A 20844-nucleotide genomic window follows, 5' to 3' on the forward strand; every position below is an offset into this window, starting at 1 on the left:
CATGACCAGAACCAGATCCGGCTTAGCGCGGGGGCGCGCCTTGCTGATGACCGTCGGGGTGGCGGTGGCGGCCATGGGTGCCGCACTGCTCACGCCCGCCGTGGCCAACGCCGCCGTGGACAACCCTTCGGCGACTCCGCTCGTGTCCTTCACCTTCGACGACAGCCAGCAGAGCGCCATTACCCAGGCCGCCCCCACGCTGCAGAAGTACGGGCTCACCGGCACCAGCTACGTGATCACCAACTGTGTCGGAATGACGACGGCGCCCAACACCTGCCGGGCGAACACCGATGTCCCGTACATGACGTGGGACCAGATCACCCAGCTGCAGAACACCTACGGCTGGGAGATCGGCTCGCACACCGTGGACCACCAGTGCCTGGTCAGCGTCGGCAATGACTGCCAGGCCACCAAGCTCACCGCCGCGCAGGTGGAGGCCGAGCTGGCCAACAGCCGCTCCGCCCTGGTGTCGCACGGCTTCAATCCGACCGCGTTCGCACCGCCCTACGGCGACTACGACATGTCCGCCCTGGCCCGTATCGCCAAGTACTACAGCTCGATGCGCGGCTTCGCGGACACCGGCAACAACCCCTGGCCGCTGGGGGATTACCTGCTCCGTGACGTCCCCGTCCAGGAGGTCACCACACCGGTCTCGAACCTGAAGGCCCAGGTGGACTCGGCCATCGCGAACAAGACCTGGGTGATCTTCACCTTCCACGACATCCGGCCCTCGCCCAGCCAGAACCCGGATGATTACGAGTACGGCACCGCCGAACTGGACCAGTTGGCCGCGTACGTGAAGACCAAGGTCTCCGCGGGCCTGATCAAGAACGTCAATGTCAGCAAGGGCCTGGTCAACGGCAGCCCCAACAAGCTGCCCAACGCCTCGTTCAACAACGGCATCGCCGACGGCTGGACCACTGACGCGCCGACCGGCATCACCGCCGACTCCGGTACCAACGGCAACTACCCGGATCCGGCCAAATCGGTGAAGCTGGTTTCCGGCACCGCCTCCCGCCACCTCTTCTCGCCCAAGGTTCCGGTCACGCCGGCCACGAACTACATGTTCAAGGCCTACCTCAACGTGGCCGCGATCAGCAGCGGTGAGGTGGGCTTCTATGTCGACGAATACAACTCCGCCGGACAGTGGATCTCCGGGCAGTTCCGCAAACGGGAGAACACCAAGTGGGTGGAGTCGATGAACTTCACCTACACGCCAAGCTCCACCAGCGTCGCCTCCGCCAGCCTCCAGGTGTACGTCACCGGGACCGGCATCACGGCCTACGTGGACAACATGCAGATGTTCGCCCTCGGCGCCGAGACCGCCCCGCAGCCGGCCACCAACCTCGTGGCCAACGGCACCTTCGACGCCGGCATCAGCGCCGGTTGGACCACCGACTCGGCCACCACCATCCTGGCCGACGCCGCCAACCACGGCAGCCCCGCCAACCCGGTGAACTCGGTCAAGATGACGGCCACGACGGCGAACAAGCACTTGTTCTCGCCGCAGGTCGCCGTCAGCGCCGGAACGTACAAGATCGCCAGCTACCTAAACGTCACGGCACGGACCAGCGGTGAGGTGGGCTTCTACATCGACGAGTACAACTCCGCCGGCCAGTGGATCTCCGGCCAATACAAACTCGGGGTCACCGCCGCCGGTGTCACCAACGTGGACCTGACCTACTCGCCGAGCACGACGTCGGTCGCCAAGGCGAGCCTCCAGGTCATCGTGCAGGGGAACTCCGGAGTCCAGGGGTACTTCGACGACGTGCGCTGGACCAAACCGTAGGGCCCGTGCCCGGTGCGCGAGGGCTGCGCGCCGGGCACAAAGAGAGTAGAAACGAAAGGACGATTGGAGACGCAATGGGCGGGCGCCGGGCATCACGGTTGGTGGTGCTGGCGTCCGTCCTTGCCGTTGCCGCGGGGTGCACGCCGCCGGCTCCGAAACCCGACGTGACCATCGACCTGCTCCGCCAGGACTGGGAGCACACCCCAGGCATCACGGCCGACGGCGGCGCCCTGCAGGTCTCCGCGCTCCAGCGGACCATCGTCGAACAGGACGGCTCCGGTGGCCAGCCCAACCCGCCGGTGAACCTCGCCGGCACCCACCTGGAGGCGGCCGGGGACTTCACCCTCGCCGCCACCTTCACGAACATCGGCACCGACGCGACATGGACTGTCTACAACCAGCCGCCGATCATCGCCGACGAATTCCGGGTCGAACCGGCCTCACTCCGTCTCACGCTCCAGGGGACGGCCCTGCACATCGCCGTGTTCGACGGGAAACAAAAGAAGGACGTGACCCGGCCGGCCCCCGTGCACGATGAGACCGTCACGCTCAAGGACCCCGCGGCCGCCCTGACGGTCAACCGGTCGGGGGACACCCTGAAGATCCTCAACGGCCCGGACACTCTCTCCTCCCAGCCGCTGGCGAACATCTTCTCCTCCGGCACCCTCTGGTTCGGGTTCTCCACCGGAGCGGGCAGCTTCGATGTCACCTCCCTCACGGCGACGGCGCCGGCGTCCACCGGGCTCCGCGCCTCCGGCGCCGCGGTTGCCGCGGACGGCTCCGCCACCGGCGGGCTGCAGGCGCTCGCCGCCAAAATCCGGCCCGACTTCCGGATCGGGGCCGCCGTCGCCCTGGGGCCGCTGACGGGGGACCCTGACTACGCCCGCGCGTTCGCCGGCAACTTCGGCGCCCTCACCCCGGAAAACGCCATGAAGCCGCAATTCCTGTCCCCGGCCCGCGGCCAGTACACCTTCGAGGAAGCCGACGCGATCCTGGCGATCGCCCAGAGCAAGGGAATGGCCGTGCACGGACACACCATCACCTTCTCCGAGGCACTGCCGCGCTGGATGCAGGACCTGCCCAGCGGCACGGATGCCGAACGCCGCTCCAGCGCCGCGGCCCTCCTGGATTACGTGAAAACCGTGGTGACTCATTTCAAGGGCAGGCTCGCCTCGCTCGACGTCGTCAACGAACCCTTCGACGTGGACCAGGGCACCAGCATGCAGAAGAACGTCTGGTACCGGGTGCTCGGCGCCAACTACCCGGCCGTCATCTCAAAGGCCGTGTTCGCCGCGGACCCGGACGTCCGCCAGTACATCAACGAGAACGGCGCAGACGTCCCCGGCCGCCGGCAGGACGCCCTGCTCAAGCTCGCCCTGGACACCAATGCCGCGGGCGGCCACATCTACGGCGTGGGCCTGCAGGCCCACATCTACGACCTGAAAACGGACGCCATCTCCGCGGCCGACCTCACCAAAACCCTCGGCAAATTCGGCGACGCCGGGCTGCGGGTGCGGATCTCGGAGAACGACGTCACCGACGGCAGGGGCAAGCAGGCCCAAGCCGAGCAATACGCCGCCGTCCTCTCCACCTGCCTGCGCTCGCAGACCTGCGTCTCCTACACGACCTGGGGCGTCGACGACCGCTACGACTGGCGGATCGAGGACGACGGGACCCTGCAACAGGGCCATGATTTCCTGTTCGACGGCGGCAAACCCACCCCCGCCTACGACGCGCTCCGCAAGGTCCTGGGCGGCTGAGCCTGAAACCTCCCGCATCCGCGCATTGCTGGGCTAGAGTCGTGCCAACACTGCAGGAATGCAGGCCGGCCAGCGCAGCCCGGGATCCCGGGCGGATGCCCGGTCCTGCCCGGACCCACAAGGGGTACACATGCGATACATCGTCGGCTACACCCCCAACGACCGCGGCGCGGACGCCGTCGCGCTCGCCTCCGCCATGGCCCGGGCGCAGGGCGCCCACCTGGACCTGGTCCACGTGGTGGACCGCAACACCCCGTACGTGGCGCTGAACCCGCAGGGCAACCGCGTGAGCGCCGCGGAACAATCGGTGCTCACGGCGGAGCGGCAGGGGCTGGCCCTCGTCCCGGAGGGGCTGCAGGCCCGCTTCCACGTCCGTCAGGCGGAGTCCTTCGCCGCCGGACTGATCGACGCCGCGAAGGAATACCGGGCCGGCCTGATCGTGGTGGGCGCCGCCGGCAACGGCCTGTTCAAGCGGTTCAGCATCGGCAGCGTGGCCAACGCCCTGCTGCACGCCTCCCCGGTTCCGGTGGCGCTCGCTCCCCGCGGTTACCGGCGCACCGAACCGGTCAGCCGTCTCACCCTCGCCGTGGGCCAGCGCACCGGCGCGGAAGCGGCGATCGACGTCGCCATCGAATCGGCCGAACGGCGCGGCGTGCCGCTGCGGCTGGTCTCCCTGGTGGAACTGGACGCCGAGGGCGACGGCGGCGAGAACGTCAACGCGGCCCACGTCCACGCCAACACGGTCCTGCGGGCGGCCGCCGAACGGCTCCCGGAGGGCCACCACGTCAGCGTCGAGGTCGCCCACGGCCGGACCATCGAGGAAGCCATCGACGACCTCGAGTGGGACGACGCCGAAATCATGATCGTCGGGTCCTCACGGCTGGCCGAGAAGAACAAGCTGTTCCTCGGCAGTACGGCCAACAAGGTCCTGCGCGCCCTGCCGGTTCCGATGGTCGTGGTCCCGCGGGACTACGTCCGGATTGACAGCAGCCCGGAGGACTAGGCCTACTAACAACTAGGCGGCGGCGCGGGCGCGCTTCCGGGTCACCGCATTCCGGCGGGCGGCCCGGAGCATGTCCGCCGTCAGGAGCAGCAGCGCCAGCCAGACGACGCCGAAGCCCACCCAGCGCTCCGGGGTCATCGCCTCCTTGAAGACCACCAGCGCCACGATGAACTGCAGCACGGGGGCGAAGTACTGCAACAGCCCGATGGTGGTCATCGGCAGCCTTCGCGCGGAGGCGCCGAAGAAGAGCAACGGCACGGCGGTGATCACGCCCGAGGCGGCGAGCAGCCAGAAGTGGCCGGAGCCGTTGCTGGTCAGGGTGGCGGCGCCGGTGACCGCCAGGACCACCATGGCCACCGCGGCGATCGGGGCCAGGACGAACGTCTCCACGCTGAGGCTGGTAAGGGCGTCAACGCGCGGGCCCACCCGCTTCTTCACGAAGCCGTAGAGGCCGAAGCTGAAGGCCAGTGTCAGCGCGATCCAGGGCAGCTTGCCGTAGGAGTAGGTCAGGACGCCGACGGCGACAAAGCCCACCGCCACCGCCGCCCACTGCAGCGGCCGCAACTTCTCCTTCAGGACGAAGACGCCCAGCAGCACCGAAACCAGCGGGTTGATGAAGTACCCCAGCGAGGTCTCAACCGCCTGGCCGGTGGTCACACCGTACGTGTAGGTCACCCAGTTCACCGCGATCAGGCCGGCCGCGAGGGCCAGGGTGCCGAACACGGTGCGGTTGCGGAAGGCGGCGCCGATGGCGGGCCACGCGCGGGACACGGTGATCAGCAGGGCACAGAACAGCAGCGACCAGACCACGCGGTTGGCGACGATCTCGACGGCGCCGGCCGGGTTCAGCACATAGAAGTAGAGCGGGAGCAGCCCCCACAGCCCGTACGCACCGATGCCGAAGAGGATGCCCGTCGTCGTTTCCTTGTCCGCTGTCTTGTCCGTTACCGGGGGCGTTGCCGCCGGGCCGGGACCGCTGCCGCGGGAGACGCCGTTCGCTGCGGGGGAAGCATCTCCCGAGGGGGTCAGGGCGGTGGGAGCGGAGGATCCGTCGGAAGTAGGCACAGGAGACATAACATCACCTCCGCGGACCCTATTCCTCCCGCCGGGCCGTGTCCGGGATGCCGCCGCACTGCGACGTCCGTCACGCCCGCTCCCGATTTCCGGGCCTGGAACGGGCGCGGGCATCTAGAATGGAAGACTGCGCGCCGCATCGTGCCGGCGCATCCGCCAAGAGTCAGAAGGGTTCCCGGTGTCCAACTCGGCCGAATCACCGTCCAATCGTCCCCTCCGCGTCGCCATCATCGGCGCCGGACCGGCCGGCGTCTACGCCGCGGACATCCTGACAAAGTCGAACCAGGTCAAGGACGGGGACCTCGAGGTCAGCATCGACCTCTTCGAGGCCTACCCGGCGCCCTACGGCCTGATCCGCTACGGCGTGGCCCCGGACCACCCCCGGATCAAGGGCATCGTCAACGCCCTGCACAAGGTCCTGGACCGCGGCGACATCCGCTTCCTGGGCAACGTCACCTACGGCCGCGACCTTACCCTCAGCGACTTCCGGGCCTTCTACGACGCGGTCATCTTCGCCACCGGTGCGATCAAGGACGCGGACCTGAACATCCCCGGCATCGACCTGGAGGGCTCCTTCGGCGGCGCGGACTTCGTCTCCTGGTACGACGGGCACCCGGACGTGCCGAGGGAGTGGCCGTTGGAGGCCAAGGAGATTGCGGTGATCGGTAACGGCAACGTGGCCCTGGATGTGGCCCGGATCCTGTCCAAGCATGCCGATGACCTGCTGGTGACCGAGATTCCGGACAACGTCTACGCCGGGCTGAAGGCTTCCCCGGTCACGGATGTGCACGTGTTCGGCCGGCGCGGCCCGGCGCAGGTGAAATTCACCCCGCTGGAACTGCGCGAACTCTCCCACTCCAAGGACGTGGACATCGTCCTCTATGCGGAGGACTTCGAGTTCGACGAGGCCTCGGATGAGGCGATCCAGTCCAACAACCAGATCAAGACGATGGTGGGCACGCTCACGAACTGGATCGCCGAGCAGCCCGAGGACCTCTCCGAGCTCACGGCTTCCCGCCGGCTGCACCTGCACTTCCTGCACAGCCCGGTCGAGATCCACGACGACCCCGCCCACCCCGGCAAGGTCACCGGCATGACCTTCGAGCGCATGCAGCTCGACGGCACGGGCAACGCCAAGGGCACCGGCGAGTTTGTCGACTACCCGGTTCAGGCCGTCTACCGCGCCATCGGCTACCACGGCTCGCCCCTGGCCGAGCTGGAGTACGACGCCCGCCGCGGCGTCATCCCCAACGAGGGCGGCCGCGTGCTGGACACCTCCGGCAGCCCGGTCCCCGGGATTTACGCCACCGGCTGGATCAAGCGCGGCCCGGTGGGCCTGATCGGCCACACCAAGGGCGACGCCCTGGAGACCATCGGATTCCTGCTGGAGGACCGGCTCACGCTGCCCCCGGCGCAGAACCCGGACCCGCAGGCCATTATCGACCTCCTCAAGGAACGCGGCGTCGAATACACCACCTGGGAAGGCTGGAACAAGCTCGACGCCCACGAGAAGGAACTCGGCGCCGCCTGGACCGCCGCCCACCCGGCCAACGGCATCGAACGCGAACGCGTCAAGGTGGTTCCGCGCGAGGACATGATCCGGATCTCCCGCGACTAACGCCGCCTGAGGCGGTCCTGCGCCGACGACGCACATCATGCCCGCCGCACCCGGAACAACCGGGGCGGCGGGCATTTTCCGTGTCGCAGGCCCCGAACGACGTCGGTCCATCCTCTGGCGGGCGGCGTGCAGCGACCGTAGACTCGACGGGACGAGTTGCAGAGCATCGACGCCGATGCCGGCCAGGGGAGTTCAATGAGGAATCCGCTCCAGCAGCCAGCCCCGCACGGACCCTACGCCGGACCCGACCCGGAGCTGACGCAGCGGTATGCCCGCGCCGGGCACGAACTCCTCGGCGCCGCGGGTGACACCGCCGCCCTCCCCGACGGCCCGGTCCCCGGCCTGCGCAGCCTGGTCCAGGAATCGTGGCAGCGCTCCGCCCGGTCACACGCCAACCCGGACAACCCCGAGGCCCCGCTGGCCATGGACCGCGAGGAACTCGAGGAATACCGGCGCCAGCACCCGTTGGCCGCCATCATGCCGGTCATCCACAAGCTCCTCATCCTGCCAAGTCACGACAGCGGCATGCTCGTGGCGGTGGGTGACGAGGTGGGCAGGCTGCTGTGGGTGGAGGGCAACCCGATCCTGCAGCGCCGGGCCGAGTCCATGATGTTTGTCCCTGGGGCGGACTGGTCCGAGGCCACCGTAGGCACCAGCGCGCCGGGGACCGCCCTGGCCCTGGGCCGAGGCATCCAGATTGCCGGCGCCGAACACTACAAGCGCTCCGTCCACCCGTGGAGCTGCACGGCCGTGCCGTTCCACGATCCGGACTCCGGTGCCCTGCTCGGCGTCGTCGACATCACCGGCACCGAGAACGCCGTCGCCCCGCACACCCTGTCCCTCGTCGAGGCGACCGTCGCCGCCGCCCAGGCGCACCTGCGGGTGGAACGCCTGCAGCGGGAGGCGGCCCGCCTCACCACCCCCGCAGGCCGCCGCCGGACCAGCCCGGCTGCCGGCGGATCCGCCGCGGCCGCCGCCGGGCGGGGCACCGGAAACGCCGGCGGCACTCTTTACCGCAACGGGCTGCAGTTGCTGGGCCGGGACCAGGCCGTGCTCACCCTCGACGGCCGGACCGTCACCCTCTCAGCCCGGCACAGCGAGATCCTGGCGCTGCTCAGCTCCCACCCGGAAGGCCTCAGCGCCGAGCGGCTCACCGCCCTGCTTTACCCGGGGGACGGTTCGACCACCACGCTGCGGGCCGAGATGGTGCGGCTGCGGAAGGTCCTCCAGCAGCTCAACCCCGCCGCCGTGCCCGACTCGCGGCCGTACCGCCTGCCGGTGGACCTGGTCCCGGACACCGGACAAGTGCTCGGCTGCCTGCAGCGCGGCGCGCATCGGATCGCGCTGGAGCTCTACCGCGGCGCCGTCCTGCCAGGGTCCGAGGCGCCCGGCGTCGTCGAGCTGCGTGGCCGGGTCGCGACGCTGCTGCGGGAGGCGGTCCTCACCGACGGCAGCGCCGATGCCCTCCTGAAGTACGCCGCCCTGCCCGAGGCGCGGGACGACGTCGAGGTCCGTGCCGCGGCCCTGCGCCTGCTCCCGGCCCGCTCGCCGCGCCGGGCTGCCGTCGTCACCGAACTCGAACGCCTGGAAGCCGAACTCAGCGCCTGACCGGCCCGCGGACCCTCTCAGGCAGGGGTTGTCACCGCGCCCGCCGCGCGGAACGTGACCCGGGTCACGCCGATGCAACCTGGCTGCAACCTTCCCGCTCCTACGCTGGGTGCAGCGGCGGCCGGCGATGTCCCGGCCGCGTCCGCCACCGACCTTGCACAGCAAAGGAGCTAGCAATGACTGTTTACGCACAACCCGGTACCGACGGTTCGAAGGTCCAGTTCAAGGACCGCTACGAGAACTGGATCGGCGGGGAGTGGGTGGCCCCGGTCAAGGGCCAGTACTTCGAAAACATCACCCCGGTGACCGGCAAGGCCTTCTGCGAGGTGGCCCGCGGCACCGCCGAAGACATCGAGCTCGCCCTGGACGCCGCGCACAAGGCGGCACCCTCCTGGGGCAAGACCTCCGTCGCCGAACGCGCCGCCATCCTGAACAAGATCGCGGACCGGATCGATGAGAACACCGAGCTGCTGGCCGTCGCCGAAACCTGGGACAACGGCAAGCCGATCCGCGAAACCCTCAACGCGGACATCCCGCTCGCGGCCGACCACTTCCGCTACTTCGCCTCCGCCGTCCGCGCCCAGGAGGGCCGGCTCTCCCAGCTCGACGACGACACCACCGCCTACCATTTCCACGAACCGCTCGGCGTCGTCGGCCAGATCATCCCCTGGAACTTCCCGATCCTCATGGCCGTCTGGAAGCTGGCCCCCGCCCTCGCCGCCGGCAACGCCGTCGTCCTCAAGCCCGCCGAGCAGACCCCCTCCTCGATCCTGGTCCTGATGGAACTGATCAGCGACCTGCTTCCGGCCGGCGTGATCAACGTGGTCAACGGCTTCGGCGTGGAGGCCGGCAAGCCGCTCGCCTCCAGCCCTCGGATCCGCAAGATCGCCTTCACCGGCGAGACCACCACGGGCCGCCTGATCAGCCAGTACGCCTCCGCGAACCTCATCCCGGTCACCCTGGAGCTCGGCGGCAAGAGCCCGAACATCTTCTTCAACGACGTCGCCGACAGCAACGACGCGTTCTACGACAAGGCCCTGGAGGGCTTCACGCTCTTCGCGTTCAACCAGGGCGAGGTCTGCACCTGCCCCTCCCGCGCCCTGGTGCAGGAAGGCATCTACGACTCGTTCATGGCCGACGCGCTGGCCCGGACCCAGAAGATCATCCAGGGCAACCCGCTGGACACTGACACCCAGCTGGGTGCCCAGGCCTCCAACGACCAGCTGGAGAAGATCCTCTCCTACATCGACATCGGAAAGCAGGAGGGCGCCAAGGCCCTTACCGGCGGTGCCCGCGCAGAGCTCGACGGCGACCTGGCCGGCGGCTACTACGTCCAGCCGACCATCTTCGAGGGCCACAACAAGATGCGCATCTTCCAGGAGGAGATCTTCGGCCCGGTGGTCTCGGTGACCCGGTTCAGCGACTACAACGACGCCATGGGGATCGCCAACGACACCCTCTACGGCCTCGGCGCCGGCGTCTGGTCCCGCAACGGCAACGTCGCCTACCGTGCCGGCCGCGAGATCCAGGCGGGCCGCGTCTGGGTGAACAACTACCACGCCTACCCGGCCGGGGCGGCGTTCGGCGGCTACAAGTCCTCCGGTATCGGCCGCGAGAACCACGCCATGATGCTCGACCACTACCAGCAGACCAAGAACCTGCTGGTCAGCTACAACGAGAACAAGCTCGGCTTCTTCTAAGCCGCGGCAGCGGCGGGCCGGCCCCACCCGGGACCGGCCCGCAGCACCCCGTTCAGCCCCTCCCACACCCCAGGAGTCCGCCATGATCCAGCCCGTGCTCGACGCGGAGTCCACCCTTCCCGGCGAAGACTTCTCGAGGGTGGCCCTCACCCCCGAGGCCGTGGAGCTGCTGCGCAAACTCTGGGACCAGCACGGGCCGCTGATGTTCCACCAGTCCGGGGGCTGCTGCGACGGCTCCTCGCCCATGTGCTACCCGGCCGGGGAGTTCATCACCGGCGGCTCCGACGTGCTGCTGGGACGCTTCGACATCGCCGCGGACACCGGCGCGGAAGCAGCCCAGCCGATTGAGTTCTGGATGTCCCGCGAGCAGTTCAACTACTGGAGCCACACCCACTTGACGGTGGACGTCGTGCCCGGTCGGGGGAGCGGGTTCTCGGTCGAGGCACCCGAGGGCAAGCGCTTCCTGATCCGCTCCACGCTGATGGACTGGCCGGTTTAAGACCTCCCCAGCGTCTCACCATGTGGGATTAAAGCGGCCGTCCAGTGGATGGACACTACTATTAATAGGTCCGTTTTCCCCTGCTATAGAGACCCTGGACCTTCCTATGAACCTTTTCCGGACCAAGTCCGTCGAGCAGTCGATGGCCGACGCCGAAGAGCCCGGCCGCAAGCTCAAGCGCTCGCTCAGCACCTGGGACCTGATGATCATGGGCGTCGCCGTCGCCGTCGGCGCCGGGATCTTCTCGGTCGGTGCCAAGGCCGCCGCCAACTTCGCCGGCCCCGCCGTCACCATCTCCTTCGCCATCGCGGCCGTCACCTGTGCCCTGGCCATCATGTGCTACGCCGAGTTCGCAACCGCCATCCCCGTGGCCGGCTCCGCCTACGTCTTCACCTACGCCACCATGGGCGAGGTGCTGGCCTGGATCATCGGCTGGAACCTGATCCTGGAACTGTTCACCGCCGGCGCCGTGATCGCCAAGTACTGGGGCATCTACCTCAGCAAGGTCTTCGCGCTGATGGGGCTCGACGTCCCGCCGTCCATCTCCCTCGGTGGGGTCGACCTCTACTGGGGGGCCTTCCTGATCGTGGCCATCTTCACCGTGCTGCTGGTGCTGGGGACAAAGCTCTCCGCCCGCGTCGGCAACGTCTTCACGCTGATCAAGATCGCCGTCGTCCTCTTCGTCATCGTCGTCGGCTTCACCTACGTGAAGTTTGAGAACTACAGCCCGTTCGTCCCGGCCTCCCAGCCCACCGGCGGCACCGGCACCACCGACGTGCTCAAGCAGTCCTTCTTCGGCTTCCTCACCGGCGCGGCCCCCGCCCAGTACGGCACCCTCGGCATCTTCGCCGGTGCCGCGCTGGTCTTCTTCGCCTTCATCGGCTTCGACGTCGTCGCCACCTCCGCCGAGGAGGTCAAGAACCCGCAGAAGACCCTGCCGCGCGGCATCTTCGGCGGCCTCGCGATCGTCACCGTGCTCTACATCCTGGTCTCGCTCGCGCTGACCGGCATGGTCCCCTACAGCAAGCTCGCGGAGGCGGAGAGCCCCACGCTCACCACCGCGTTCGAGGCCGTGGGCAACAACGACGCCGCCAAGGTGATCGCCTTCGGCTCGCTGGTGGGCCTGACCACGGTGATCATGGTGCTGCTGATGGGCCTCTCCCGCGTGGTCCTCGCGATGAGCCGCGACGGCCTGCTGCCGCGCTCCCTGTCCAAGACCAGCACCATCCGCGCCACCCCGGCCCGGCTGCAGATCATCTGCGGTGCCGCCGTGGCCCTGGTGGCCGGCCTGACCAAGGTGGACCTGCTGGAGGAAATGATCAACATCGGCACGCTGTCCGCCTTCGTGATGGTCAGCCTGGGCATCCTGGTCCTGCGCAAAAAGCGGCCGGACCTCAAGCCCTCCTTCCGCGTGCCGTTCGGCAAGGTGGTTCCGGTGGTCTCCGCCGTGCTCTGCCTCTACCTGATGACCAACCTGGCCGTGGAGACCTGGATCTTCTTCGCCCTCTGGCTCGTGGTGGGCATCATCATCTACTTCTCCTACGGCCGCCGGCACTCCCGGCTGAACGAGAAGTTCGCCGAGGCGCGGGCGTCCGTCAGCGGCCCGGCCGCTGTTGGTACCGGCGAACCCTCCACTGATAAACCCGGCACCGTCGCCTCCGAGGAAGTCTCCCGCCCCTAGCGGGCAGCCTCCCGCAGCACCGCACAGCGGGGTCATTCCGTCCCGTCCGGCACCGCCGGACCGGACCGGAGTGGCCCCGCTTTGCTGTGCCCTGACGCCTGTCTCAGAGCCGTAACAATGCCCCGAATGTGGTTGACCTCACAGTAGCCTTAGACCAGACTTGATATTTGAACGTTTGTTCGAAAAGCGAACATTGGCGGTGGTTGGGGGCGAGTCACTCCCGGGCCGCAGTGCACAAAGGAGTGAACATGTTACGTCGTACCTTCTCCCTGCTGGCGGCCGCGTCCGTCCTGGCCCTTGCGGCCTGCGGCAGCGGATCGCCCAGCTCGACGGGCGGCACCGCCCAGGGCGGGGCCGCCGGCGGGGGAGACCTGACCAAGGTCAGCGTCGGCGTCATTCCGATCGTCGACTGCGCGCCGGTCTACCTGGGCAACAAGTTGGGCTTCTTCAGGGACGAGGGACTCCAACTGGACATCCAGACCGCCACCGGCGGCGCCGCGATCGTCCCCGGCGTCGTCAGCGGCAGCTTCGACTTCGCCTTTTCCAACCTGATCTCCGTGATGGTTGCCAAGGACAAGGGCCTCGACCTGAAGTTCGTCGCCAACGGCGCCTCCACCACGGGTGAGAAGGGCAAGGACGTCGGCGGCGTCGTCGTTCCGGCCGGTTCCTCGATCAAGTCCGCCAAGGACCTGGCCGGCAAGACCGTCTCCGTGAACAACCTCTCCAACATCGGCGACACCAGCATCAAGTCCGCGATCGAGAAGGACGGCGGCGACCCCTCTTCCGTGAAGTTCGTCGAGGTGGCCTTCCCGGACGCGCCGGCAGCCATCGCCAACAAGCAGGTCGACGCGGCCTGGATCCTCGAACCCTTCATGTCCAAGGCCCTGGCCGACGGCGGCACGGTGGTGTCCTGGAACTTCGTGGACGTCAGCCCCAAGCTGGACATCGCCGGGTACTTCACCAAGGCCGACACCATCAAGAACAAGCCGGAGCTGACCCAGAAGTTCACCCGGGCCATGAACAAGTCCCTCGAGTACGCCCAGGCCCACCCGCAGGAAGTCCGGGACATCGTGGGCACGTACACCAAGATCGACGAGGCCGCCCGCTCCAAGATGACCCTCACGCACTGGACGGTCAACTTCGACAAGGACGCCTTCAAGACCCTGGGCGACGCCGCCGCCAAATACGGCACCCTCTCCAAGGCCCCGAACGCGGGCGACCTGCTGCCGTGAGCGCCGACGCCCTCGCCACCGGCGGCCGCTCGACCCGTGCGGGACGCGGCCGCCGCACGGGCAAACGCGCCTTCCCCGGCCAGCGGCTGCTGGGCCTGGCCGGGATCTTCGGCTTCCTGGCCACCTGGGAACTGATTCCGCGGCTCGGCCTGATCGACGCCAAGTACCTGCCGCCGGCCAGCGAGGTGGTGATGGCACTGGTCCGCGACCTGGGCCTCACCGCGTTCTGGGTTTCGGTGGGGGAGACCATGAAGGCCTGGTTCCTGGGACTGGTCCTCGCGATCGTCCTCGCCGTCGTGCTGGGCTTCGTGATCGGGTCCAGCACCTTCCTCCGCCGGGCCACCAACTCCACGGTGGAGTTCCTGCGGCCCATCCCGTCGGTGGCGCTGATTCCGCTGGCCGTGCTGCTGTTCGGCGTGAAGCTGGAATCCTCGCTGATGCTGATCACCTACGCCGCCTTCTGGCAGGTCCTGATCCAGGTGCTCTACGGCGTGGCCGACGTCGACATGGTCGCCAACAACACGGCCAAGACCTACGGGCTCGGGCCGCTGGCCCGGATCCGCTACGTCGTCTTCCCGACGGCGCTGCCCTACCTGATGACCGGCGTGCGGCTGGCGGCCACCGTGGCACTGGTCCTCGCGATCACGGCCGAGCTCGTGATCGGTTCCCCGGGCCTGGGCCGGGAGATCGCGCTGGCGCAGTCCGGCGGCGCCATCTCCGGGATGTACGCCCTGGTGCTGGCCACCGGCCTGATCGGCGTCGTGATCAACGCCCTGATGCGGCTGATCGAGAAGAAGACGCTGTCCTGGCACTCCTCCGTCCGCTCCGAGGTGATTGTATGAAGGCCCTGAAAACCCTGGGCTACGTGCTGGCGCTGCCGGTGCTGCTCGTCCTGCTCTGGTGGGCCTCCACCCTGGGCGCGGTGAACTTCTTCGTGCCGACGCCGGCGGCGCTGGTGCAGAAGTTCGCCCAGACCTGGTTCGGCCCGCGGTTCTTCTCCGACGTGCTGCCGAGCATTGGCAGGCTCCTGGTGGGCGTCGTCGCGGCGATCGCGATCGGCGTCGTCGGCGGCGTGGTGATCGGCTCCGTCCGGTGGCTGCGCGCCCTGCTGGAACCCACCCTGGAGTTCTTCCGGGCCATCCCGCCGCCGGTGCTGGTCCCGGTCCTGATGCTGCTGATGGGCATCACCGACTCCATGAAAATCGCGGTGATCATCTCCGGCTGCGTCTGGCCGGTGCTGCTGAACACCATCGAGGGCGTCCGCGCCGTCGACGGTGTCCTCTCCGACTCGGCCCACACCTACGGAATCTCCGGCTGGGCCCGGGTCCGGTACCTGGTGCTGCCCTCGGCCAGCCCGCAGATCCTGGCCGGCGTCCGCCAGTCGCTCTCGCTCGGGCTGATCCTGATGGTCATCTCCGAAATGTTCGCCTCGTCCTCCGGGCTTGGCTTCACCATCGTGCAGTTCCAGCGTTCTTTCGCCATCCCGGAAATGTGGTCCGGCATCGTGGTGCTGGGGCTGCTGGGCGTGACGATGTCGTTCATCTTCCAGTGGGCCGAGCGGAACATCCTGCGCTGGTACCACGGCCAGAAAGAGGTAGAAAATGCAGCCTGACACCACACCCGAGGCCGGGACCATCCGGCCGGAGGCCATGCTCTCGGTCCGCGGACTGAAGAAGGTCTACCAGACCGACGGCGGCGACATCGAGGCCGTCCGCAACCTCACGTTCGACCTGCGCGCCGGGGAACTGGCGTGCCTGGTGGGCCCCTCGGGCTCGGGCAAGACCACCCTGCTCAAGTGCATCTCGGGCCTGATGGCGCCCACCGAGGGAGAGGTCCTGCTCGACGGCAAGCGCGTCTCCGGTCCGCCGAAGAAGATGGCGGTGGTCTTCCAGGAGTACGGCCGCTCCCTCTTTCCCTGGATGCGGGTCCGGGACAACGTGGCGCTGCCGCTGAAGAACCAGGGCGTGCCGAAGGCCGAACGCGACCGGCTGGTGGACGAGGCGCTGGAGGCTGTGGGCCTGTCCCACGTGCCGCGCTCCTACCCCTGGCAGCTCTCCGGCGGCATGCAGCAGCGTGTGGCGATCGCCCGGGCCATCGCCTACCAGCCCGAGGTGCTGCTGATGGACGAGCCGTTCGCCGCTGTGGACGCCCAGACCCGCGCCGACCTCGAGGACCTGATCCGGACGATCTGGAAGAAGTTCGGCGTGACCGTCCTCTTCGTCACCCACGACATCGACGAATCGGTCTACCTGGGCGAACGGGTCATCATCCTCTCCAGCTCGCCCACGGTGGTCCAGGAGGACATCCGGATCGACCTGCCGGTGGAGCGGGACCAGCTGGAGACCCGGTCCCTGCCGCGGTTCACCGAGCTCCGGCACCACGTGTACGAGCAGATCCAGCTGGCCAAGAAGGGCCACCGCCCCGCCGCGGCGGAACCCGCCCCGGCCGGCAGCGCGGCCAAACCCGCCTGACGCTGGCCTACCTGAGCCTGGCCCACACGACACTACCCGCATACAACAGCGCCCCGCCGCGGAAGATCCGCGGCGGGGCGCTGTGGTGTCCAGGGGACGCCTAGGCCATCTTGTTGGCGGCCTCGGCGTCGGACGGGTTGGCGGCACCGAGGTTGGAGCGCAGCTTGGCGCCGAGCTCGGCGTCGACGTTGGTCCAGTACTGGATGGCGCGTTCCTTGATGTCGGCGTTCTTCACGCCGCCCACAGCGGTGGTGATGGTCTCAAGGAACCGGGCCTTGGCGGCGTCGTCGTAGACCTCGCGGTACATCGTGCCGGCCTGGCCGAAGTCGTCATCCTCGGCGTGCAGGGAGTGCGCGGAGAGGGTGAGTGCGCCGTCGTTCTCCCAGCCGCCGGCCGGGTTCTGCGGCTCGACGGCGGCGGGGCCGCCCAGGGAGTTCGGTGCGTAGACCGGAACGGTCGGGGCGTTGAAGTGGTAGCGGGCCGCGCCGTCCTGGCTGTAGTTGTGCACCTCGTTCTTCGGGGCGTTGACCGGCAGCTGGGCGTGGTTGGTGCCCACGCGGTAGCGGTGCGCGTCCGCGTAGGAGAAGATGCGGGCCTGCAGCATCTTGTCCGGGGAGGCGGCGATGCCCGGCACGAAGTTCGACGGCGCGAAGGTGGCCTGCTCGATCTGCGCGAAGTAGTTCTCCGGGTTCTTGGTCAGCTCCATGGTGCCGACCTTGATCAGCGGGTAGTCGCTGTGCGGCCACACCTTGGTCAGGTCGAACGGGTTGAAGCGGTAGGTCTTCGCGTCCTCGTAGGGCATGACCTGGACGTGCAGGTCCCAGGCGGGGAAGTTCCCGGCGTCGATGTTTTCGCGCAGGTCGCGGATGTAGAAGTCCGCGTCGTTGCCGGCCAGTTCCGCCGCCTCGTCGTTGGTCAGGGACTTGACGCCCTGGTTGGACTTGAAGTGGTACTTGACCCAGAAGCGCTCGCCCTCGGCGTTGATCCACTGGTAGGTGTGCGAGCCGTAGCCCTGCATCTCGCGCCAGGTGGCGGGCAGGCCGCGGTCACCCATCAGCCAGGTGACCTGGTGGGCGGACTCGGGGGAGAGGGTCCAGAAGTCCCACTGCATGTCGGCGTCGCGCAGGTGCGAGCCCGGCAGGCGCTTCTGGGAGTGGATGAAGTCCGGGAACTTGATGCCGTCGCGGATGAAGAACACCGGGGTGTTGTTGCCCACGAGGTCGTAGTTGCCCTCGGAGGTGTAGAACTTGATCGCGAAGCCGCGCGGGTCGCGCAGGGTGTCGGCCGAGCCGGCCTCGCCCGCGACGGAGGAGAAGCGGATCAGCATGTCCGTCTCGGTGCCCGGCTGGAAGAGGGCTGCCTTGGTGTACTTCGAGACATCCTCGGTGGTCTTGAACGTGCCGAAGGCACCGCCGCCCTTGGCGTGCACGACGCGCTCCGGAACCCGCTCGCGGTTGAACTGGGCGAGCTTTTCGATCAGGTAGTGATCGGTCAGGATGATGGCGCCGTCCGCACCGACGGACTGCGAGTGTGCGTCCGACGTGACCGGCGCTCCGGACTGGGTCGTGGACACGGGCACAGAAATGTTCTGAGTCATCGTTCTCCTCAATTGTTGTTGTGAACCTAGTTGCTGTGGGCGGGCAGTTTTTGGGTGCGCTGGCACTCTTCGCAGATGCCTTGGTACAGGACATCGGCGATCTGGATGGTCATCGGTGCGGTCCCGGAGCCCCACTGCGGGGTCAGGCAGGGGGCGTGGCCGACGGCGCACTCGACGTCCTCCACTTTTCCGCACCCGATGCAGACGGCGTGGTGGTGGTTGTCGCCCACCCGGGTCTCGTACAGGGCGGGGGAGTGCGGGGGTTCGAAGCGGCGCAGCATCTGCAGCTCGGTGAGGTCGCCCAGGACCACGTAGACCGACTGGGCGGTGAGCTCCGGGAGTTCCTCCCGCGCGGCGGCCAGGATGCGCTCGGCCGGCGAATGCGGGTGGCGTTCGACGGCGTCGAGCACGGCCAGCCGCTGTTTGGTCACCCGGCGGCCGTGGGCGCGCAGGGCCTCGGCCCATGCGTCGCTGCTGCCGGGGGTAGCCTTCATGGTCCCATTCAAGCATCTATTTTTAGCAAGTCGCAATAAGGCGGGACTTAGTTAGTCTTGCCGTCCCATTAGAGTTGCCGGGTGGGGAAATTCCTGGCTGACATCACGCCGCTTCGCGAGAGCCCGGCGTTCCGCCGCCTGTGGCTGGGAACCGCGGCCTCCGCCGTCGGCAGCCAGCTCACCCTCGTGGCCGTGAGCCTCGAGGTGTACCGCCTCACCCAGGACAGCTTCTACGTCGGCCTGCTGAGCATCTTCGCGCTGGTCCCGCTGGTTCTCGGCGGCCTGCTGGGCGGATCGATCGCCGACGCCCACGACCGGCGCCGGGTGGCCCTGCTGGCCTCCTCCGTCCTCTGGCTGACCACCGGCTGCCTGGCGCTTCAGGCCTGGCTGCAGGTGGGCAACGTCTGGCTGCTCTACGCCCTGGTGGCGGTCCAGAGCGGCGCCCAGGCCATCAACCAGCCGGCCCGCAGCGCGATCATCCCGGTTTTGGTGCGCAAGGAGCTACTGCCGGCCGCGAACGCCCTGTCCATGATGAGCATGGGCCTCTCCATGACCGCCGGGCCGCTGCTGGCCGGCGTCCTTGTCGCCACTATCGGCTTCGCCTGGACCTACACCATCGACGTGGCCAGCTTCGCGTTCGTGGTCTGGGCCCTGGTCAAGCTGCCGCCCATGCCGCCGGACCGGGTGACGCACCGGGCCGGGCTGCGCTCCGTGGTGGAAGGATTCCGGTTCCTCGGCACCCGGCCCAACCTGCGGATGACCTTCGTGATCGACCTGATCGCCATGATCCTCGCCCAGCCTCGGGCCCTGCTGCCGGCCATTGGCGCCCTGATGATCGGCGGCGGGGAGGCCACGGTCGGCATCCTGCTGGCCGCCACCGCCGTGGGCGCCTTCCTGGCCGGGCTGTTCTCCGGTCCCCTCGGCGGCGTCCGCGCCCAGGGGGCTGCCGTGGTCTGGTCCGTGATGGGGTGGGGCGCCTCGGTCGCCGGGCTGGGGCTCGTCGTCGTCCTGGCCGGCCGCTCCGGCGGTGCCGGCGTGACGGCCTGGCTGATTCCCGCCGCGCTTTGCTGCGCGCTCGCCGGCATCGCCGACTCGGTCAGCGCCGTCTTCCGGACCACCATCCTGCAGTCCGCCGCACCCGATCATCTCCGCGGCAGGCTGCAGGGGGTTTTTGTTGTCGTCGTCGCCGGCGGGCCTCGCGTGGGGGACCTGTTGGCCGGCGGTGCGACCAAGGTGCTGAGCGAGGGCTGGGTGCTCCTGGCCGGGGGCGTCCTGTGCGCCGTTGCGGCCTGGCTGGTGGCCCGGTGGCAGTCCGGTTTCCTTCGCTATGATGCCCGGAACCCGGTGCCGTAGCGGTTCGTTTTCAGAGTGGACCGGCCCGGTGTTTCCGCACCGGGGGACGGTTCCGGTTTGGCTTGGGAGGATCTGTGCACAACCATCACAACGGCCTGAAGACGGCCGCCCTGTTCGGTGCCCTGTGGGCGGTGCTGCTGGCGCTGGGTGCCCTGATCGCGTCCGGGACCCGCAGCTCGGCCCCGCTGTGGATCATGGCGCTGATCGGCGTCGGCACCACCTTCTACGGCTACTGGAACAGCGACAATCTCGCCATCCGGGCCATGCAGGCCTTCCCGGTCTCGGAGGCCGAGGCGCCGCAGCTGTACCAGATCGTCCGGGAGCTCTCCGCCCGGGCCAACCAGCCGATGCCGCGGATCTACATCTCCCCGACCATGGCGCCCAACGCGTTCGCCACCGGCCGCGATCCGCAGCACGCCGCCGTCTGCTGCACGCAGGGCATCTTGCAGCTGCTGGACCTGCGGGAACTCCGCGGCGTCCTGGGGCACGAGCTGATGCACGTCTACAACCGCGACATCCTCACCTCCTCGGTCGCGGCCGCCGTCGCCGGCGTGATCACCTCGGTGGGGCAGCTGCTGCTCTTTTTTGGCGGCGGGGACCGCCGGAACGCCAACCCGCTCGCCCTGCTGGCCATGTCGATTCTGGCGCCGTTCGCGGCGTCCCTGATCCAGATGGCGATCTCCCGCACCCGCGAGTACGACGCCGACGAGGACGGCTCGGCGCTGACCGGGGATCCGCTGGCGCTGGCCTCGGCGCTGCGCAAAATCGAACAGGGGGTGCAGCTGGCGCCGCTGCCGCAGGACCAGCGGCTGGTCAACGCCTCGCACCTGATGATCGCCAACCCCTTCCGCGGCGGGGGCATGGCCCGGATGTTCTCCACCCACCCACCGATGGACGACCGGATCGACCGGCTGGAACGGATGGCGGGCCAGCGGCTGGGCTAGGGCCCTTCATCTCACCGCTCC

The 20844-nt window shown here is 68.4% G+C and carries 17 protein-coding genes; 14 read left to right on the top strand and 3 right to left on the bottom strand.

What is annotated here, in order from left to right:
• The first annotated feature begins 1 nt into the window (after nt 1).
• The 3 genes from ABC337_RS11360 to ABC337_RS11370 all read left to right on the top strand — a co-directional run bounded on the left by ABC337_RS11360 (nt 2) and on the right by ABC337_RS11370 (nt 4552).
• Nucleotides 2-1789, top strand: coding sequence for a polysaccharide deacetylase family protein (locus ABC337_RS11360; RefSeq protein ID WP_412883860.1), 1788 nt, complete (start codon nt 2-4; stop codon nt 1787-1789).
• A 164-nt stretch (nt 1790-1953) separates the two neighbouring features.
• Entirely contained in the window at nt 1954-3549 is a 1596-nt protein-coding gene (locus ABC337_RS11365; RefSeq protein ID WP_412883859.1) for an endo-1,4-beta-xylanase, read from the top strand.
• A gap of 130 nt (nt 3550-3679) precedes the next feature.
• Nucleotides 3680-4552 carry a universal stress protein gene (locus ABC337_RS11370; protein ID WP_290256028.1) on the top strand — a complete coding sequence of 291 codons (873 nt, stop codon included), beginning with the start codon at nt 3680-3682 and terminating at the stop codon, nt 4550-4552.
• A gap of 12 nt (nt 4553-4564) precedes the next feature.
• Here ABC337_RS11370 and rarD read toward each other — a convergent pair whose 3' ends face one another.
• Complete coding sequence (rarD, locus tag ABC337_RS11375) at nt 4565-5626, bottom strand: EamA family transporter RarD (RefSeq protein ID WP_412883858.1); 1062 nt, start codon at nt 5624-5626, stop codon at nt 4565-4567.
• A 178-nt stretch (nt 5627-5804) separates the two neighbouring features.
• On the opposite strand from rarD, the gene ABC337_RS11380 reads away from it, so the two are divergent.
• From ABC337_RS11380 to ABC337_RS11420, 9 genes are all read left to right on the top strand, one after another.
• The gene (locus ABC337_RS11380) at nt 5805-7244 is read left to right on the top strand and encodes an FAD-dependent oxidoreductase (RefSeq protein ID WP_412883857.1); all 1440 of its coding nucleotides are present in this window, start codon (nt 5805-5807) and stop codon (nt 7242-7244) included.
• A 195-nt stretch (nt 7245-7439) separates the two neighbouring features.
• Entirely contained in the window at nt 7440-8852 is a 1413-nt protein-coding gene (locus tag ABC337_RS11385; RefSeq protein WP_412883856.1) for a GAF domain-containing protein, read from the top strand.
• A 176-nt stretch (nt 8853-9028) separates the two neighbouring features.
• Nucleotides 9029-10552: an acetaldehyde dehydrogenase ExaC gene (gene exaC, locus ABC337_RS11390; protein ID WP_412883855.1), complete on the top strand. Its 1524-nt coding sequence runs from the start codon at nt 9029-9031 to the stop codon at nt 10550-10552.
• 82 nt (nt 10553-10634) lie between these two features.
• Entirely contained in the window at nt 10635-11051 is a 417-nt protein-coding gene (locus ABC337_RS11395; RefSeq protein ID WP_412883854.1) for a DUF779 domain-containing protein, read from the top strand.
• A gap of 106 nt (nt 11052-11157) precedes the next feature.
• Nucleotides 11158-12732, top strand: a complete 1575-nt coding sequence (locus ABC337_RS11400; protein WP_412883853.1) for an amino acid permease — start codon at nt 11158-11160, stop codon at nt 12730-12732.
• 248 nt (nt 12733-12980) lie between these two features.
• On the top strand, nt 12981-13964 hold the full coding sequence (locus ABC337_RS11405; protein ID WP_412883852.1) for an ABC transporter substrate-binding protein: 984 nt from the start codon (nt 12981-12983) through the stop codon (nt 13962-13964).
• Nucleotides 13961-14806 carry an ABC transporter permease gene (locus tag ABC337_RS11410; RefSeq protein WP_412883851.1) on the top strand — a complete coding sequence of 282 codons (846 nt, stop codon included), beginning with the start codon at nt 13961-13963 and terminating at the stop codon, nt 14804-14806. The genes ABC337_RS11405 and ABC337_RS11410 overlap by 4 nt, the downstream gene beginning before the upstream one ends.
• Nucleotides 14803-15576, top strand: a complete 774-nt coding sequence (locus ABC337_RS11415) for an ABC transporter permease (protein ID WP_290256021.1) — start codon at nt 14803-14805, stop codon at nt 15574-15576. Before ABC337_RS11410 ends, ABC337_RS11415 begins: the two co-directional genes overlap by 4 nt.
• Nucleotides 15566-16435, top strand: a complete 870-nt coding sequence (locus tag ABC337_RS11420) for an ABC transporter ATP-binding protein (RefSeq protein WP_412883850.1) — start codon at nt 15566-15568, stop codon at nt 16433-16435. The genes ABC337_RS11415 and ABC337_RS11420 overlap by 11 nt, the downstream gene beginning before the upstream one ends.
• A gap of 100 nt (nt 16436-16535) precedes the next feature.
• On the opposite strand, the gene ABC337_RS11425 is transcribed toward ABC337_RS11420, so the two are convergent.
• Nucleotides 16536-18032, bottom strand: coding sequence for a catalase (locus tag ABC337_RS11425; RefSeq protein ID WP_412883849.1), 1497 nt, complete (start codon nt 18030-18032; stop codon nt 16536-16538).
• Nucleotides 18033-18058: 26 nt separating this feature from the next.
• On the bottom strand, nt 18059-18526 hold the full coding sequence (locus ABC337_RS11430) for a Fur family transcriptional regulator (protein WP_412883848.1): 468 nt from the start codon (nt 18524-18526) through the stop codon (nt 18059-18061).
• Nucleotides 18527-18607: 81 nt separating this feature from the next.
• Between ABC337_RS11430 and ABC337_RS11435 the strand changes: the two genes are divergently transcribed.
• Both ABC337_RS11435 and htpX read left to right on the top strand, forming a co-directional pair.
• Entirely contained in the window at nt 18608-19879 is a 1272-nt protein-coding gene (locus ABC337_RS11435; RefSeq protein WP_412883847.1) for an MFS transporter, read from the top strand.
• A 74-nt stretch (nt 19880-19953) separates the two neighbouring features.
• Entirely contained in the window at nt 19954-20823 is an 870-nt protein-coding gene (gene htpX, locus ABC337_RS11440; RefSeq protein WP_412883846.1) for a zinc metalloprotease HtpX, read from the top strand.
• Nucleotides 20824-20844 lie beyond the last annotated feature (21 nt).

The sequence above is a fragment of the Arthrobacter phoenicis genome, assembly GCF_047238215.1.
Taxonomy (GTDB): domain Bacteria; phylum Actinomycetota; class Actinomycetes; order Actinomycetales; family Micrococcaceae; genus Arthrobacter.